This window comes from Croceicoccus sp. (genome assembly GCF_983967925.1).
Genome location: NZ_CFETID010000001.1, coordinates 127,105 through 142,910 on the forward strand (window position 1 = coordinate 127,105; position 15,806 = coordinate 142,910).

Genomic DNA, 15,806 nt, shown 5'->3' on the forward strand with positions numbered 1-15,806 from the left:
ACTGGCAAGAAAAGTAGGGGAAAAGACCACCTGAGCGTGTTGGTGGTCTTTTCCCCAGTCCCTCGGAGAGCAGAGGGATTAGAAGCGGAACCGGGCGCCTGCGTAATAGCGGGGCCGGCCGTCCACGATAAACCATGGCTGGTTGGTCGTGCGGGCGAAGGTCTCGACATTCGAACCGGTCAGGTTGATCGCCTCGAACGAGACCGACAGAGCGTCCGTGATGTCGTAGCTGACGTTGAGGTCGATCTGTTCGTAGGCGTTCACGAACACCGGGTTGCGCGATGCACCGCGGCTGTTGTTCGACAGGAACGTATCGCGCCAGTTATAGGTCAGACGCGCCGAGATGCCGTAGTTTTCATAGATCGCCGACAGGTTGGCCGTGTCCGACAGGCCCAGCAATGCGAACTGGTCCGCATTGGTCGGCGCCTGAATGTCGTAACCGATATCGCCGCGGACCAGCGTATAGGCAGCGGCAACGCCAAAGCCCGACTGTCCGAAGAAATACTGACCCGCCAGTTCGAAGCCGTAGATGTGTGCGTCTTCGCTGTTGACCGGCTGCTGCGTCTGGAATTCGTACAGCGGATCGCTGCCATCCGCCACGACGTCATAGCTGGCCAGGATCTGGTCGATATAGGTCTGGCTTAGACCGTTCGGACCCAGATTGGCTTCGAACTGGTTTACGGCAGCGTCATAACCGAACTGGTCGATCAGCGCCGTCAGAGTGAACAGGTTCACGTCCGAAATATCGAGATTGTTGGTCTGCAGATAGTCGAGAGCCTGTCCCGAACGGGTTCCCGGCGCACCCGAGCTGGGATCGCGCAGGTCGAAGAGGCTCTGCGTGGTCTGGCCCGTGCCGACGAAATTGCGAACCCGCTTGTCGAAGAAGCCGGCCGACAGATAGCTCGACGGCGCGAAATACCATTCCAGACTGACGTCGAAGTTGTCGGATTCGAGCGGGATCAGCTGCGGGTTGCCCTGCGTACCGCCGGGAACGCCCGAAAGGGCGGTCGGGCGGTTAGGAGCGCCCGGGTTGGAGGATGCGAACAGCGAACCGAAGTCCGGACGCGAAATCGTCCGGCTGAGCGAGACCCTGCTCTTGAAGTTGTCGGTGATATCGACCGAGATGTCGATCGACGGCAGGATGTGGTCATAGCTGTTTTCGCCCTCGACCGGTGCCAGACCGGAAGAAAGGATCGTGACGAAGTCGTTGTCCGCGGTCCAGTCGATACGCCCCGGAATGCCCTGCAGCGTGACCGAGCGGGAGTCGGTATGCTCGTAGCGGACGCCGGCAAGGATGTTGACCGGACGGTCCAGCAGTTCGGCGTTCAGGTCGAGCTGACCGTACAGGGCCCAGATCTTTTCCTCGACCGTATTGTCCGTGCTGCCGTTGATCGTCGGATCGTTCACGAATGCCGTGAAGAGTTCGGTCGCATCCGCGCGGAACGCGGTTGCAAGCGGATCGCCCTCGGCAATGCCGGTATCGTAGTCCTTGAATTCGCAGACCAGGCAGAATGTCTGGACCAGATCGCCGGCGACCTCCTGAATGTCGCCGATATTGCCAACGCCCCAGTCGCCCAGCGCATTATAGGTGCTGGTCGTCTGGCTGTTCATCTCGGCCTCGCGATAGGAGGCGCCGAACATCACGCGGTCGTCGTCACCCATGTCCCAGATGTTGTCGAGGCGGATTTCCTTGACGTCCTGCTCCTGAAACGCGGTCTGGCTGCGCGCAACCTGCGAGCCAAGATCGGCGATATCGAGCACACCGTTGTTGTTGCCATTGGCATCGTCGAAAGTGATGAACTGGCGCGGGAAACCGTCAACCGTGTTCAGGCCCTGATCGACAATCCCCTTCTGCGCCAGCGCGAACAGGGTCGAGGTATGGCCAAGCGGGTTGTTCGGCTGCGCCTCGGCCTTGGAGTAATGGCCGTCCAGAATGGTGGTCAGCCTGTCGGTGACTTCATATTCGAGGTTGAGGCCGTAGGACATCAGCTCGTCCTCGGTCGCACGATATTGCTGCTCGAAACCGCCGTCCTTGGGCGCGGTGATCACATCGTCGATATAGATGGCGGTCGCGACCCGGTAATTGCCGTCGAAGGTAATCTCGTCGAACGGGCGGTTGTACCAGGTGGTCTGGTCGGCGCGCTTTTCCTCGGCAGCATTGCGGTAATAGGTCACGTCGGCGGTCGCGGTGAAGCGATCGGTCGGCGCGAACTGCGCGGTCAGCTGGCCATTGATACGCTCGCGCTGGAATTCCGAGTAGTGATAGCGCGTGTCGTTCGGAATGGCGATCAGCGTGTCGGGCGACGTAGGCGCATTGTTGACGATGGTCGTGCCGTCGGCGCGGCGGAAGGTCGTGCTGCCCAGGAACTGCGAATAGGGCAGGATATTCCAGTCGTTCGCCGATTCCGACACCGCGGAGTTGTTGCGAAGCTGATAGCTGCCGAACAGGCCGATGCCGAACGTACCGGCGTCGTTCGACCAGTTGACGATGCCCGAAACTTCAGGGGTCACACGCTCGTAATCGAAGGTGTCGGACGCGTCATACACCGCCTTGGCGCCGATCGAGCCGGTAAGGCCCGCTGCACCGTCGAGCGGGCGGCGCGTCACGATGTTGATCGCGGCGCCGATGCCGCCGCCGGGAATGGAGGCCCGGCCGGTCTTGTAGACCTCCAGTCGGCTCACGCCTTCACTGGCGAGGTTTGCGAAGTCGAACGAACGGGTCGTGCCCGCCACGAAGTCGCCGTTCTGGTCCTGACCGACCGAAGCGATGCTGGCCGTCGGCAGGGTGCGTCCGTTCAGCGTGACGAGGTTGAAGCCGGGGCCGAAGCCGCGAACGGTCACGCGCGAGCCCTCGCCGTTGACCCGGTCGATCGACACACCGGTGATCCGCTGCAGCGATTCGGCGAGGTTCGTGTCGGGGAACTTGCCGATTTCCTCGGCAGAAATGCCATCGACGACGCCCGCATTGTTGCGCTTGAGGTCGATTGAGCGATCAAGTGATGCGCGAATACCGGTCACGACGATCGTATCGTCCGCAGCCGATTCGGACGTATCGGCCGGCTCGGTGAGCACCTGATCCTGTGCGTGAGCCATGGTAGCGCTACCAAAAACGCTTGCAAAAACAAGCCACGAAGTGGTGCGCGCCAGTGACGAGCGAACTCTTGATCCCTTCATTTCCCTCTCCTCAACGTCGGCCTATTAGGCCGATCATTCCACTGCATACTGGTGGATTTCGCTTGCATATGACGCAGATCGGGGGGCTGTCAACGAAGCGACCTGTATTTTTGGATAGTTGCTGCAGGGCCATTGTCAAAAAGACACACAAGCATAACCGCGCATCGCCATGGCGGGGCTCCAACATATGATAACGCTCACATTAAGAAAGTGCGTCGTGTGGCTGTCACAAGGTTTCGGAAGGATCAGAATCCGATCGACACCCTCAGACCCATCACAAGTGCATTACGCGTTTCCGGACCGGCGCCCGGGTTGATCACATATTGCAGGTCAGGCTGAACCGAGATCCAGGGCGTAAGCGCACGCGCATAGGTGGCCTCAATCACCGTTTCCGTATTCGCCCTACCCTCGTCGATGGCGGGTACGTTCGAGGCTATCGCGCGAGCCACCGCGAGGCCCATCTGCTCGCCTTCCGAAGGCGTGTAGACCAGCCCGCCGGACAGGAAAGCGTCATAGGGATTGCTGGCGCCAGAGGCGATGCCCGCACGGCCGAAGACCGCGATTGTGCAGTGTTCCGTGCCGTGCAGGCATGCTTCGCCGCGCAGATAGGCACCACCGCTCGACGCCGCGCCCTGGCCGTCGACGCGGTCCTGCTTTTCCGAATAGCGCCAGCCGCCTGCCAGCAGGCGCAGCCCCCCCGAACGCCAGTCCGCTTCGGCTATGGCGAGCACGCCGTCGCCCAGATCGATGGCGGTCCTGCTGGGACGATCGGGGTTGCCCGGCACCGCATCTAGGATCGCGGCCCTGACCACCAGCCCTTCGTTAATCTGCAGCTGGGCACGGGCCGACAGGCTCGTCACGGGAAAGATCGACGGTCCGTTCTGCCCCGATTGCGCGATGTCCTGCCCGATGCCATGCGCGCTCCCGATAAAAAGCGCGGAAGTTTCCAGCGCGTCGAATTCCGAGTTCAGGTCATAGAGGCCGACCTTGATGCTGGCGGTGTCGCCGATCTGCTGCTCGATCCATGCCTCGTACAGGCGGGCGGCGCGCACGCCGGTTTCTATATTGCTGACGATGTGGATGTCGCCGGTCAGCTCGCTGAGCGATGCGCCATTGTTGTAGAGAAAATAGACCAGACCGGTTGCGCCTTCCCAGCCGACGGCGCGTTCGAGATCCGCCTCCAGCACGACATCCAGATTGTCGAGATAGCGCCAGCCGTCCTTCACCCCGCCTTCGTTGCGCCAGACTTCCGCCGTATAGGCAGCGGAGAGCTCGAATGCGTTATCGGACGGACCATCGTATTGCGGGTCCTGCGCCCTCGCTTCTCCAACGCCGATTGCGACGAGCAGCATCGCGGCCGTGGACACAGCGCTCCGCTTTCGAACCATCAATTGGCATAGCTTTTCACGAAGGATGGGCATGATGCCGGGCAGGCTATCCGAAATTGCGGCCCGCCGTTTGCTTTAACGGGCCAAATGCTGTCCCGTTTCGCTCGCAGAACGTTAGCCGCCCTTCTTTCGGGCGATCCGGTCCATCCATCGGCCCAGGGCGCCATTGCCGAAATGGCGCCTGATGCGGTTGTAATCGGACGGTGTCTCGTCCTGCCCAAGCTTGAAGCGCGGCGCGCTTAGCGCGATTTCAGCGCGGAAGCCGATGATCTTGGCCAGCAGGACTTCGGCCCGCGACCCCATCCGATCCATCGTCCAGCCGTCCTCGCCCTCCATCAGCGTCGTGACGGCCTCGACCGACGGTTTCGTCAGCCCCGCATCCATTGTCACCGTGCCCGTCAGCCGCGCCGATGCAAAGTTCCACGTCGGGGCCCAGTCATCGCGGCCTACGACTTCGGGCGAGACATAGGCATTCGGGCCGAGAAAGAGGAACGAGGCAAGGGGTTCACGTGCAAGAATTTCCGCCGCCGGGCTGCGCAAGGGAAGATGGCCCACCAGGGTCATCGGCCCCTCCCCTCCATTTCCCTGCGCCACGACGGGCATCAGCAAGGCAGCTGCGGGCTCTGCATGGGGCACGATCCAGCATAGCGGGACCTGTTCGACGAAGCCAAGAATGGCATCCTCGTCGGGAAAGAAGATCGTGCTCATCGTCTCTGCCAGATCGACTGCATCCAGCGGGCGGCATCCTCGATGGCCTTGCGGGCCAGTGCCGATATGCTCATCGCCTCAAGAAAGCTGTGCGTCGCGCCTTCGTAGATTTGCAGTTCGACTTTGGCGCCAGCCTGCATCATCCGCGAGGCGGTTTCGCGGTTCTCGTCGGCCAGAATGTCGCACTGCGCGACGCAGAAGAACGCCGGCGGCAGGTCCGCGAAATTGCCGTTCAGGGGCGTGGCGATCGGATGAGGCGCGCGGTCGTCGCCCCGGTAGTTGCGCCAGAACCAGTCCATCTCGTCCGCGGTCAGCATATATTCCGGGCCGCCGTAACGGCTGTGGCTATCGCGCAGCCGTTCGTCGAATGCGCCATAGTTGAGGATCAATCCGCCAAAAGGTGCCCTACCCGCATCGCGCATCCGCATGGCCGCTGCCAGCGCCAAATTCGCGCCCGCGCTGTCGCCGCCGATCATGGCATTGGCCATTGCTATCCCGTATCGCTCGCCATGGGCTTCGAGCCATCCGACCGCTCCCCCGATCTCCTCCAGTGCGAGCGGGAAGCGCACTTCCGGCGACAGGCTGTAATCGACACCGATCACCGCTGCGCCGCTCTGCGCCGCATATTCGCGCATCAGCCGGTCATGCGTGTCGAGGCTGAAGCTGGTCCACCCGCCCCCATGCAGATAGATGAGCGCATTGAGCGGCCGATCCTTCACCGGGCGATAAATCCGCAGCCCTGCGCCCGCGTCCTCCGCCGGAATCTCGATCGTTTCGGCCATCTGCGGACCGCCGCTGCGCCATGGCTGCCTGACCAGTTCGGCGATGGCCCGGCGCTCGGCGATGGTCTCCCCGCCATTGGTCAGCCGGTCGTATTCCGCATTCACCTCGCGCACGAAGCGGCGGATATCGGGATCGATGTCATCGCCCGGCATCATGATCTGGCTTTCTGTCATACGCCTTTCCCGGCATCCGCAAAACTCAGCGGGCTGTCTTCTGGGTGCTTCCTTGCAGCCTTGCGCCGCGCGACGCGGGAAGACCGTTTCTTCCACCAGATGTAAAGCCCCGTGACCGACTGCCCAAAGGTCACGATGCCCAATACGAACACCAGCGCGAGGGAGGCGAAGCCGAAGATCTCGCCGCTGTGGAGCGGATAGACGACGCGGATCATCGCAAGGCCCATGCTGTCGGAATAGGGATCGACCTGATGCCGCCATTCGCCCGTGTCGCCATCGAAATAATGATCGACCGGCCCCAGCTGGCGATAGCTGAGCTCGCCCTGGGGCGAAAACTTGACCCCATAGAGGTTCCATTGCGGCAGATAGAGCATTCGCGCCGGCTGCCATTGCAAACCTGCCGCTTCGGCATGGGCCTCTGCGCGCGGAAGCACATCCGAGAACGAAAGGCGGGGAACGGTGCCCTGCGGAAAAGGCGCCTCCTCGTCGAACAGGTCATGCTGAAGCGGAGAAATGGCCGTCACGGCGGGTTCGTAGGCCTCGCTCCAGAAATTGAACGCGATCGAGGTTGCGGCGAGCAGCGCCAGAAACGGCAGGAGCCACAATCCGCTTGCCCTGTGGAGATCGAGCAGGAGACGCGGGATCGAACTGGATCGGCGAAACTGCCAGTTGCGCCGCCATTTTTTCCAGAACGGTCCCTTCTCGGGCGTGGTCAACACCAGACCCGCGAAGATCGACAGCAGCCAGAGCACGGCGATGGCTCCCAGAAACAATCGACCCGGCGTGCCTGCGAGCAATTCGAAATGCAGATCCGCCACCCCGGCCACGAAATTGCGGGGACCAATTCCCGGTCCGGTTTGCCTGCCGCCGATAAGCGATCCATCCGTGGGATCGAGAAAAACCTCGTCGAAGGCCGGAGCGCTGTAGCCCGGTCTGGCCGATAGCTCGGCCGCTATGGATCGGTTGGCCTCGCTGCGAAGGGGAAAACCCGTAACCTGCAATCGGGGATTGACCGACTGAAACGCGTCGACCGCGGCCACATTGTCATAGGGCGTCGATGCGACCGGGTTCGACGCGGAGAACAGGTCCGAATTGAGCGCATGGTCGAGCGGTGCCCGAAACACCAGCAGGCTGCCCGTCAATCCCGCCACGGCCAGAAACGCAAGGCTGACCAGCCCGCAATAGCGATGCAGCAGCAGCAAGAAGGCGCGCATGTCTCGTCCATCCCCTATCATTCGCGGCACCGCCCCATTTTACGGCACCCGTCCGGCAGGCTGTTTCGATCCTATGGCCGAAATCGTGCAGGCGCGACATCCGGGCGGGCCGCTCTTTATCGCGCATGGGTCATACAGAGATGTATTGCAAACGTCTCGCATTATTAGCTATGGCGCGGGCGTCACAGTTCTGCAGTAAATGCGCCTTGATGGCCAATTCGCGATGATGGATGGCCCATCCACGAAACCGGCCCGATCGAAACGATGCCTATGCTGCACCTGCAATATCATTTTGCGTCCGTCGGGGTCGCGGGGCGCGCAATTTTGCCAAAGGGGATCACTTCGATGTCGCATGCTTCACGTCTCTTCTCGGGAACGGCGCTGGCCCTTGCCATGTTGTGTCCGGCCCATTCTTCCTTCGCGCAGGACAGCGGCGTGGAGACCATCGAGACGACCGAGGATGGCGAGCGGGTCATCATCGTCACCTCGGAAAGCTATGTTCCGGAAGGCAGCCTGACCGCGACGAAAAGCGATATTCCGCTGGTCGAAACCCCGCAGTCGATCAGCGTCGTCAGCCGCGACCAGATCGACCTTCTGAACTTTATCGATGCACAGCAGGCCGTCCGCTATGTCGCGGGCGCCACGGGAGAGAATTACGGACCCGACCTGCGGTTTGACTTCATCCAGATCCGCGGCTTTCCGCCCAAGCAGTTCGTCGACGGCCTCGCCACGCCGGTGACCAGCACGATCTTTTCCAACGGCATCGACCTCTATGCGTTCGAAAGCCTCGAGATCCTGAAGGGCCCCGCATCGGTGCTCTACGGCTCGGCCCCTCCGGGCGGCATCTACAACCAGACCAGCCGCCGCCCCAAGAGCGAGCTCGATGGCGAGATTTCCGCCATGTACGGCACCGAGGACTACAAGCAGCTTGGCATGACCGTCACCGGCCCGGCAACGGATTCGCTGGACGTGCGTGGCACGCTGATGATCCGCGACCGCGGGGCGGAGCGCGACTTCGTCGATGCGCAGCGCATCTATGCCGCCCCCGCCGCGACATGGCATGTCGGTCCCGACACGCGACTGACCGGCCTTGCCTATTACCAGTATGACGAGGTGAACGGCGACACCAACGGCTTTCTGCCGGCAGCGGGAACGCTGCTCGACAATCCGAATGGCAAGTTGCCGCGCAGCGTCAACCTGGGCGAGCCGGACTATAACCGGTACCAGCGCAAGCAATGGGGCGCCGGTTTCGAGTTCGAACAGGAACTGGGGCCGGACATGGGCCTGACGGTCAATGGCCGCTATGCCAAATATGCCGAGGAACAGCGCGTGATCTATGCCGCCGGTTTCACCGATGCGGACATGGATACGGTCTATCGCAACAGCTATCCCTATCAGGAAGACGTGACCTCGCGGACAGTCGACGGACGCTTTCACGGCAAGTTCGACACCGGCGGGATCGAACATAATGTCCTTGTCGGCGTCGATTACCGCGATGTCGACAATTTCGCGTCCTATGGATTCTGCAGCCCGTTCTTCTGCCCCAGCGGCGCGAGCGTGCCCGATCCGATCAATATCTACGACCCGCAATACGGTCTGCCGAGGGGCTTCGAGACGCCGCCCTTCGACACGGTATTCACCGATCAGGAATTGAAGCAGACCGGTGTCTATGCTCAGAACCAGATTTCGATCGGCGGGCTGCGGGTGCTGCTGTCGGGCCGCAACGACTGGGTCGATCGCACCAGCTTTGGCACCGATGGCAAGCAGGACGAATTCACCTGGCGCGCGGGCGTGTCCTATGTGACCGACGCGGGCGTGGTGCCCTATGTCAGCTATGGCACATCGTTCGAGCCGGTGCTGGGCGTCGACATTGCGGGCGATCCGCTGAAGCCGACAACGGGCGAACAATGGGAAGGCGGCGTCAAATATGATGCGCGCGGCCTGGGCGAAGGAATCGACCTGCTCCTGACGGCGGCGCTGTTCGACATCCGGCAAAAGAACGTCACCAGCGCGGTCTATTCGCCGGTATCGGCACCGATCGGTTCGACCCAATCGGGCGAGGTCAAGGTTCAGGGCGGCGAGCTTGAGTTCGTGGCCCGCATCCGCAACCAGCTCGCGATCAACGGGTCCTATTCCTATACCGATACCGAAGTGGTGGCGAGCGAGACGCCGCAGGAAGTCGGTGCAGCCCTTCCGGTCACGCCCAAGCACAAGGCGTCGCTGCTGGCCGACTATACGTTCCAGCGCGGTTCGCTTGCAGGTTTTGGCTTTGGGGCGGGCGTTCGCTATACCAGCGATGGAGCGGGCAGCCTGCCGGGTCCGTTCAACCCGGTGATCTTCGAAACGGGCGAAGCGACCCTGTTCGATGCCATGCTTCACTATGACTTGCCGAACTGGCGGCTTGCGATCAACGGATCGAACATCTTCGACAAGCGCTATGTCGCGCGCTGTGCCGATCCGAACAATTGCAACTTTGGCGCGGGGCGGCAGGTGATCGGTACGGCGACCTATAAGTTCTGAACGGGGAAGTTCTGAACGCAATGGAGGCGGCATAATGGATGCAAGGCGGCTGGCAGGCGTAATCGCCAGCCTCCTTATGGTGTGGCCGGCGACGTCTTTTGCCAACGGGTCGGCGAGCACAGAAGCAGATGGGGCGGCGGATGTCCTGCCCCCCACGCCATCCGGCCTGCCGCCCATAGCGCGCGCCGAGCCCGGTGCGACGCTCCCGCTCGCGCCGGAGCGGGAGATCGTCTTCACCGTAGAGGAAGGCACCGCGCTCCAGCCCGCGCTGTCGCCTGACGGGCGCACGATCGTCTTCGCGATGCTGGGCGATATCTACAGCCTGCCGAGCACCGGCGGCGGGGCACGCGCCATGACGCGCGGCATGGCGATGGACACGCAGCCGGTGTTCTCGCCCGACGGCAATTGGATCGCGTTCCTCTCGGATCGCTCCGGCCCCGAAAACATATGGATCATGCGCAGCGACGGCAGCGAGGCGCGGCAGATCTCGTTCCATGGCGGCGATCCGGTGTTCACCTCTCCCGCGTGGAGCGCCGATGGGCGGTCGATCTATGTCTCGCGCTTCTGGTCGGACCGGAATGCCTATGAATTGTGGCGCATTCCGCTGGACGGGAACGGCATCGGCGATGTCATCATATCCACCGGGCAGGAGGGCGGCACGCATCATGCGCTGGGGGCCGTCCCGACAGCGGATGACACGGCGCTGATCTATGCCGCGCGCGAAGGCGATCTGGACCTGGCCTCGCCCGTAGAATGGCGCATCACTCGCCGCGATCTCGCCAGCGGGCGCGAGGAGGTGCTGGTCAAGGCCGTGGGCGACATCCGGCTGGGCAAGGTGCAGTCCAGCGCCTTTCGCCCTGCCCTGTCGCATGACGGGAACACGCTGGCCTATGTCCAGCGCCGTACCGGCGAGACATGGCTTCGGCTGCACGACCTGACGACGGGGCGCGAACGCGATCTCGTACAGCTCGACCCTGACGCGCTGCAGGCGTCTTTCTGGAGCGACATCGCGCCCCGCGTGGCATTTACGCCCGACGATGCCGCGATCATCTTCAGCAAGGACGGCAAGCTTCAGCGGGTGACGCTTGAGAGCGGATCTGTCGAGACGATCCCATTTCGCGCAGAAGTGAAGGCCGGCCTGGGGCCGCTGACACGCCAGCCCGTTCGCGTGGAAACGGGGCCGTTGCGCGCCCGAATCATCCAGCACCCCGCGCTGTCACCCGACGGATCTACCCTCGCCTTCTCCGCATTGGGCGCGGTCTATACCATGCCCGCATCGGGCGGCGATGCGGCACCCGTCGCCGTGGGATTGCCTCCGCAATTCCATCCCTCGTGGACGCGCGATGGCAAGGCTCTGCTGTTCGTGACATGGACCGCGGCCGAAGGCGGTCACGTCTGGCGGGTCGATCTGGCGAGCGGGACGCCGACGCGCCAGACCGAAAAGGACGCGTTCTATACGCATCCGGTCGAGGCACCCGACGGCAGCGTTCTGGCGATCCAGTCGCCCACCGCCGACCGCCTCGCCGGCTATGTCGAGTTCGGCCAGTTCAGGCAGGCGCAACTGGTGCGGCTGAGGCTGGGCGGCGCGGGGAACGAGGTTCTGGCCGAGGGCGACATGGGCGGCGCGCCCCATTTCCTTGCCGATGGAACCTTGCTGCTCAACCGGCCCGACGGGGTTTATCGCGTCGACACGGGTGAGAAAATGATCGGGGTTACCGGCCCCAACTGGTATTTCGCGCAAGGACCTGCCCAGGCCGACGACATCCGCGTCAGTCCCGACGGCCGCCAAGCGCTCGCCCAGATCGCGCAGCAATTGCATCTGGTGAACGTGCCCACCGGCGAGGACCGCATCGTGGCATTATCCGATACCGGCAGCCATCGCCAGCTCAGCGATGTCGGCGCCGATTTCTTCGGATGGAGCGCGGCGGGAACGCCTTACTGGTCGGTTGGGTCGACCGTGTTCAGCAGGACCCTGGGCAGTCCGGACACCGCCTCGGTCACGGCAGAGGTCGTCTTGCCGCGCGATGTTCCGCAGGGGCAATTGCTGCTGACGGGCGCGACAGCCATCACGCAGGGTTCGCAAGGCACGATCGAGAACGCGGACCTATTGATCGAGAACGACCGGATCGCGCAGGTTGGCCCGGCTGGAACGATCGACGTTCCGCAAGGTACAACGCGCCGCGACATGACGGGCCGGTTCGTCATGCCCGGCTTCATCGACGTGCACGATCATGTCGCCGACATTCGCCGGGATGTTCTCGATTTCGAACCGTGGGGCCCCGCCGCCAATCTCGCTTATGGGGTGACGACCGCGTTCGATCCCTCGACGCTTACGGTCGACATGCTGGCCTATCAGGATGCGCTCGATGCCGGACTGGTGCTTGGCTCACGCATATTCTCGACCGGGACGGCCATCTTCTCGTTCAACGACTTTCGTTCGCGCGAAGACGTCCGCAATGTCCTGCGCCGATACAGCGATTTCTACCGGCTTTCGAACATCAAGATGTATCGCAGCGGCAATCGCATTGTGCGGCAATGGATCGCCGAGGAAGCGGCCGATCTGGGGCTTCAGCCCACCGCCGAAGGTGCGCTGGCGATGAAGCTGGACCTGACCCACATCCTCGACGGCTATTCGGGGAACGAGCATGCGATCCCGCCTCCGGTGCTTTACGACGATGTGACGCAGTTGCTGGCGCGCAGCGGCACCAGCTATGACCTGACCTTGCAGATCACCCATGGCGGCTATCCGGCGCAGGATTTCTTCATCGCCCGCGATGCGCCGCATGGCGATCCGAAATATGCCCGCTTTGCCCCGTCATGGTTCCGCGACCAGAAATTCTGGCAGCGCGAATGGACCGACCCCGAAGGCTATGTCTTCACCCGCACCGCCGCCAGCGCGGCAGAGGTCTTTCGGTCGGGCGGCCTCGTTGCCATCGGCGCGCATGGCGAGGTGCCGGGGCTTGGCACCCATTGGGAAATGCAGGCGCATCAGATGGGGGGATGGACGCCCGAGGAAATCCTGACGGCGGCGACCATCAACGGTGCGAAAGCGATTGGCCGCGAAGCGGACCTCGGCTCGATCGAAACGGGCAAGCTGGCCGATCTGGTGATCCTGTCGCGCGATCCGCGCATCGACATCGCCAATACGCTTGCAATCGAACATGTGATGAAGGGCGGCCGGCTTTACGACGCCGATACGCTGGCGCAGATCTGGCCGGACAAGGTACCTGCTCCGGCGTTCTGGTTCAGTCCTGTTCGTCCCGCGGCTGATTGATAAAGACGCTGGGCGGCATGCCGAACACGCGGTGGAAAGTGGCCGTAAATGCGCTGGGGCTCTCGTAACCCACCTCATAGGCGACGATGGCAACGGGCTTGCCTGCCTCGATCATCGGGATCGCGGCCATCAGGCGCACCTGCTGGCGCCAGGTCGCCAGCCCAGCCCCCGTTTCGCGCCGGAACGCGCGGGTAAAGGTGCGCCGCCCCATCGCGGCAAGCGACGCCCACTCGTCAAGGTCGCGCTGGTCGGCAGGGTCGTCCATCAGCGCATGACACACGCGCAACAGGCGCGGATCGCGGGGCATGGGAAGATCGCTGGGCGTTACCGCCATCCGCCTGATTTCCGACAAGAGCAGGCTGGCGATCGCGCCTTCGCGCCCTTCCATGTCATAGGCGGGGTGAAAATGCCCCCACCTCGAACACCAGCGCGCGTACCAGGTCGCTCACCTCGATCACGCGCGCCGCCTGCGGATTGGGATCGAGCGCCGGGTCGATATAGAGCGTATAGGCCGATACGGGGCCGCGGCATTGCACCTCGTGCACCAGATGTGCGGGAATCCAGATCGCGCGGCGGGGCGGAAGCATGAACACCGCCTCGGCCGCGACGACCATCATGACCCCCGAACTGCAATAGGTCAGTTGCGAACGCGGATGGCTGTGCGGCGGATCGACCATGCCGGCCGGATACTCGTCGGCGAACCCCATGATCGGCCTGCTGGCCAGCGGATAGTCGGCGGAATGTTTCATGCCCCTCGTGCGTCCTTGCGTCGCCAAGGTTCCGCGCATGAAGCGCGATAGTCAATCGCGCAATCGGATACCGAATCCGGATGCTCTTTCGTAAAAAAGGTTCAATTGAGATAGTTTGCGATGAAACGAGCTTGCCAAAGGCTTCTTGCAAGCTAGTCTTCCGATCCATGGGACTGGGCAGTGTCGCTGCGCGAGACACGGTTGCGCTACATACGGGGAATCCTTCCACCCCGCTCAGGTGCTGTCCGAATTGCAGGAGGCTTCATTGAAACTGAAACATGATATCGACGAGTTGGGTCGCGTCGGCGATATTCTTTCGATCGAAAATCCACTCCAGTTCAATCTCGACAATTACGCCGGCGGCACGTTCCGCGACAAGCCGATCTTCGATCTCGACGGGGTCGAGGACCAGATCGATTCAGGTCGTGCGCAGAAGATTACTGCCAACAACAAGATCACCTACACCTTCCTTGATGAGGGTGACGATCTTATCGGCATCTACAACAACAAGAACTATGGCTTTACCGCTGGCGAAGGTCTTGCGGCCTTCACCGCTGCGCAGGAAGCCGAAGCGCGTGATTCCATCGACTTGTGGGACGATCTGATCGCGCCCGAGTTCGTGGAAACCAACGGCCGGGGCGCGGATATCCAGTTCGCCAATTCGACCGATCCGGCGCAGGCCTATGCCTATTATCCCAGCGAAAAGGGCGGCCAGAAATATCTGGGCGACGTGTTCGTGGCAGATCCGGCCGTCAACTGGACCAATGCGTGGCTCGGCTATGGGGGCTATGGCGCCACCACCCTCACGCACGAGCTTGGTCATGCCTTGGGGCTGAGCCATCCGGGTGCCTACAACTACGATCCGGATCTCGATCTCACCTACGAGAACTACGCCGAATACGCGCAGGATTCCGAGCAATACACGATCATGTCCTATTGGTCGGCACAGGAAACCGGCGCGCGGATCGTTAACTGGGACCTGTTGTTCTTCAACAACCCCCAGACGCCACTGCTGCACGACATCTATGTCATCCAGCAGAAGTACGGCGCCGACGAAACGACGCGGACTGGTGACACCACCTACGGCTTCAATTCGACCGCCGACCGCGAAGTCTATGATTTCGACGCCAATCCCTTCCCCTATCTGTCGATCTATGACGCGGGCGGGGAAGACACGCTCGACTTCTCGGGCTTCTTTGGCGGCACGGTGCTGAACCTGAACGACGGCGAATTCTCGTCGGGCGGTTCTGCGATCCCGACGTCGGAAGAGATCTACGACAACGCTGTGGAACTCTTTTACGAATCGGGTGAATTCGTCGGCGCACCGTCGCAGGCAACCATCGATTCGGTGGCGTCGCGCTACCTGTCGCTCAATCAGCAGTCGATCGCGTCCGATACCGGCTATACCGGTGTGTTTGCGGTAAACTACGAGAATATCTCGATCGCCTATGGCACCATGATCGAGAATGCGGTCGGCTCGGAATATCGCGACGTCATCATCGCGAACGAACTCGACAACACGTTGACCGGTAACGGCGGTGCCGACGTCTTCGTTTTCCAGGACGGCGGCAACGACACGATCACCGACTTCCTCGTCGGCGACGATCTGATCGACCTCTCCGCCCTTGCGGGTGAGGATACCGCGCTCGACTTCGGAGCCGGTTTTCTCGAGGCCGATTTCGACGGCGACGGCGTGGTCGATCTGACCGTGACGTTCGACAATGGCGCGGAACTGACCGCGGCGGATGTGTATCTCGGCTGATACGCCTTAAAGCTGAACGGAAAGGGGCCGCGGGAGATGATCCCGCGGCCCCTTTTTTTAT

Annotated in this window: 10 protein-coding genes; 3 read left to right on the top strand and 7 right to left on the bottom strand. The window is 62.3% G+C overall.

What is annotated here, in order from left to right:
- Positions 1-78: 78 nt before the first annotated feature.
- The 5 genes from AC4FIJ_RS00575 to AC4FIJ_RS00595 all read right to left on the bottom strand — a co-directional run bounded on the left by AC4FIJ_RS00575 (position 79) and on the right by AC4FIJ_RS00595 (position 7,440).
- On the bottom strand, positions 79-3,093 hold the full coding sequence (locus AC4FIJ_RS00575; RefSeq protein ID WP_490334778.1) for a TonB-dependent receptor: 3,015 nt from the start codon (positions 3,091-3,093) through the stop codon (positions 79-81).
- Between the two features lie 326 nt (positions 3,094-3,419).
- Positions 3,420-4,541 (bottom strand): carbohydrate porin, encoded by a 1,122-nt coding sequence (locus tag AC4FIJ_RS00580; RefSeq protein WP_490334779.1) that lies wholly within the window; start codon positions 4,539-4,541, stop codon positions 3,420-3,422.
- Between the two features lie 135 nt (positions 4,542-4,676).
- The gene (locus tag AC4FIJ_RS00585; protein WP_490334780.1) at positions 4,677-5,270 is read right to left on the bottom strand and encodes an FMN-binding negative transcriptional regulator; all 594 of its coding nucleotides are present in this window, start codon (positions 5,268-5,270) and stop codon (positions 4,677-4,679) included.
- Positions 5,267-6,226, bottom strand: coding sequence for an alpha/beta hydrolase fold domain-containing protein (locus AC4FIJ_RS00590; RefSeq protein ID WP_490334781.1), 960 nt, complete (start codon positions 6,224-6,226; stop codon positions 5,267-5,269). Before AC4FIJ_RS00590 ends, AC4FIJ_RS00585 begins: the two co-directional genes overlap by 4 nt.
- Complete coding sequence (locus tag AC4FIJ_RS00595) at positions 6,223-7,440, bottom strand: PepSY-associated TM helix domain-containing protein (RefSeq protein ID WP_490334782.1); 1,218 nt, start codon at positions 7,438-7,440, stop codon at positions 6,223-6,225. Before AC4FIJ_RS00595 ends, AC4FIJ_RS00590 begins: the two co-directional genes overlap by 4 nt.
- Positions 7,441-7,785: 345 nt before the next feature.
- Here AC4FIJ_RS00595 and AC4FIJ_RS00600 point away from each other — a divergent pair, with 345 nt between their 5' ends.
- Positions 7,786-9,960 carry a TonB-dependent siderophore receptor gene (locus tag AC4FIJ_RS00600; RefSeq protein ID WP_490334783.1) on the top strand — a complete coding sequence of 725 codons (2,175 nt, stop codon included), beginning with the start codon at positions 7,786-7,788 and terminating at the stop codon, positions 9,958-9,960.
- Positions 9,961-9,994: 34 nt separating this feature from the next.
- Positions 9,995-13,234 carry an amidohydrolase family protein gene (locus AC4FIJ_RS00605; RefSeq protein WP_490334784.1) on the top strand — a complete coding sequence of 1,080 codons (3,240 nt, stop codon included), beginning with the start codon at positions 9,995-9,997 and terminating at the stop codon, positions 13,232-13,234.
- On the opposite strand, the gene AC4FIJ_RS00610 is transcribed toward AC4FIJ_RS00605, so the two are convergent.
- On the bottom strand, positions 13,206-13,622 hold the full coding sequence (locus AC4FIJ_RS00610) for a helix-turn-helix domain-containing protein (RefSeq protein WP_490334785.1): 417 nt from the start codon (positions 13,620-13,622) through the stop codon (positions 13,206-13,208). The genes AC4FIJ_RS00605 and AC4FIJ_RS00610 overlap by 29 nt on opposite strands.
- Before the next feature lies 1 nt (position 13,623).
- Positions 13,624-13,983: an AraC family ligand binding domain-containing protein gene (locus AC4FIJ_RS00615; RefSeq protein WP_490334786.1), complete on the bottom strand. Its 360-nt coding sequence runs from the start codon at positions 13,981-13,983 to the stop codon at positions 13,624-13,626.
- Between the two features lie 265 nt (positions 13,984-14,248).
- On the opposite strand from AC4FIJ_RS00615, the gene AC4FIJ_RS00620 reads away from it, so the two are divergent.
- Positions 14,249-15,745 (top strand): M10 family metallopeptidase C-terminal domain-containing protein, encoded by a 1,497-nt coding sequence (locus AC4FIJ_RS00620; RefSeq protein ID WP_490334787.1) that lies wholly within the window; start codon positions 14,249-14,251, stop codon positions 15,743-15,745.
- Positions 15,746-15,806: the final 61 nt, after the last annotated feature.

Bases quoted from the DNA above. Each gene is read 5' to 3' on its own strand.
- AC4FIJ_RS00575 (WP_490334778.1), bottom strand. From the start codon at position 3,093: ATGGCTCACGCACAGGATCAGGTGCTCACCGAGCCGGCCGATACGTCC.
- AC4FIJ_RS00585 (WP_490334780.1), bottom strand. From the start codon at position 5,270: ATGAGCACGATCTTCTTTCCCGACGAGGATGCCATTCTTGGCTTCGTC.
- AC4FIJ_RS00590 (WP_490334781.1), bottom strand. From the start codon at position 6,226: ATGACAGAAAGCCAGATCATGATGCCGGGCGATGACATCGATCCCGAT.
- AC4FIJ_RS00595 (WP_490334782.1), bottom strand. From the start codon at position 7,440: ATGCGCGCCTTCTTGCTGCTGCTGCATCGCTATTGCGGGCTGGTCAGC.
- AC4FIJ_RS00600 (WP_490334783.1), top strand. From the start codon at position 7,786: ATGTCGCATGCTTCACGTCTCTTCTCGGGAACGGCGCTGGCCCTTGCC.
- AC4FIJ_RS00605 (WP_490334784.1), top strand. From the start codon at position 9,995: ATGGATGCAAGGCGGCTGGCAGGCGTAATCGCCAGCCTCCTTATGGTG.
- AC4FIJ_RS00610 (WP_490334785.1), bottom strand. From the start codon at position 13,622: ATGGAAGGGCGCGAAGGCGCGATCGCCAGCCTGCTCTTGTCGGAAATC.
- AC4FIJ_RS00615 (WP_490334786.1), bottom strand. From the start codon at position 13,983: ATGAAACATTCCGCCGACTATCCGCTGGCCAGCAGGCCGATCATGGGG.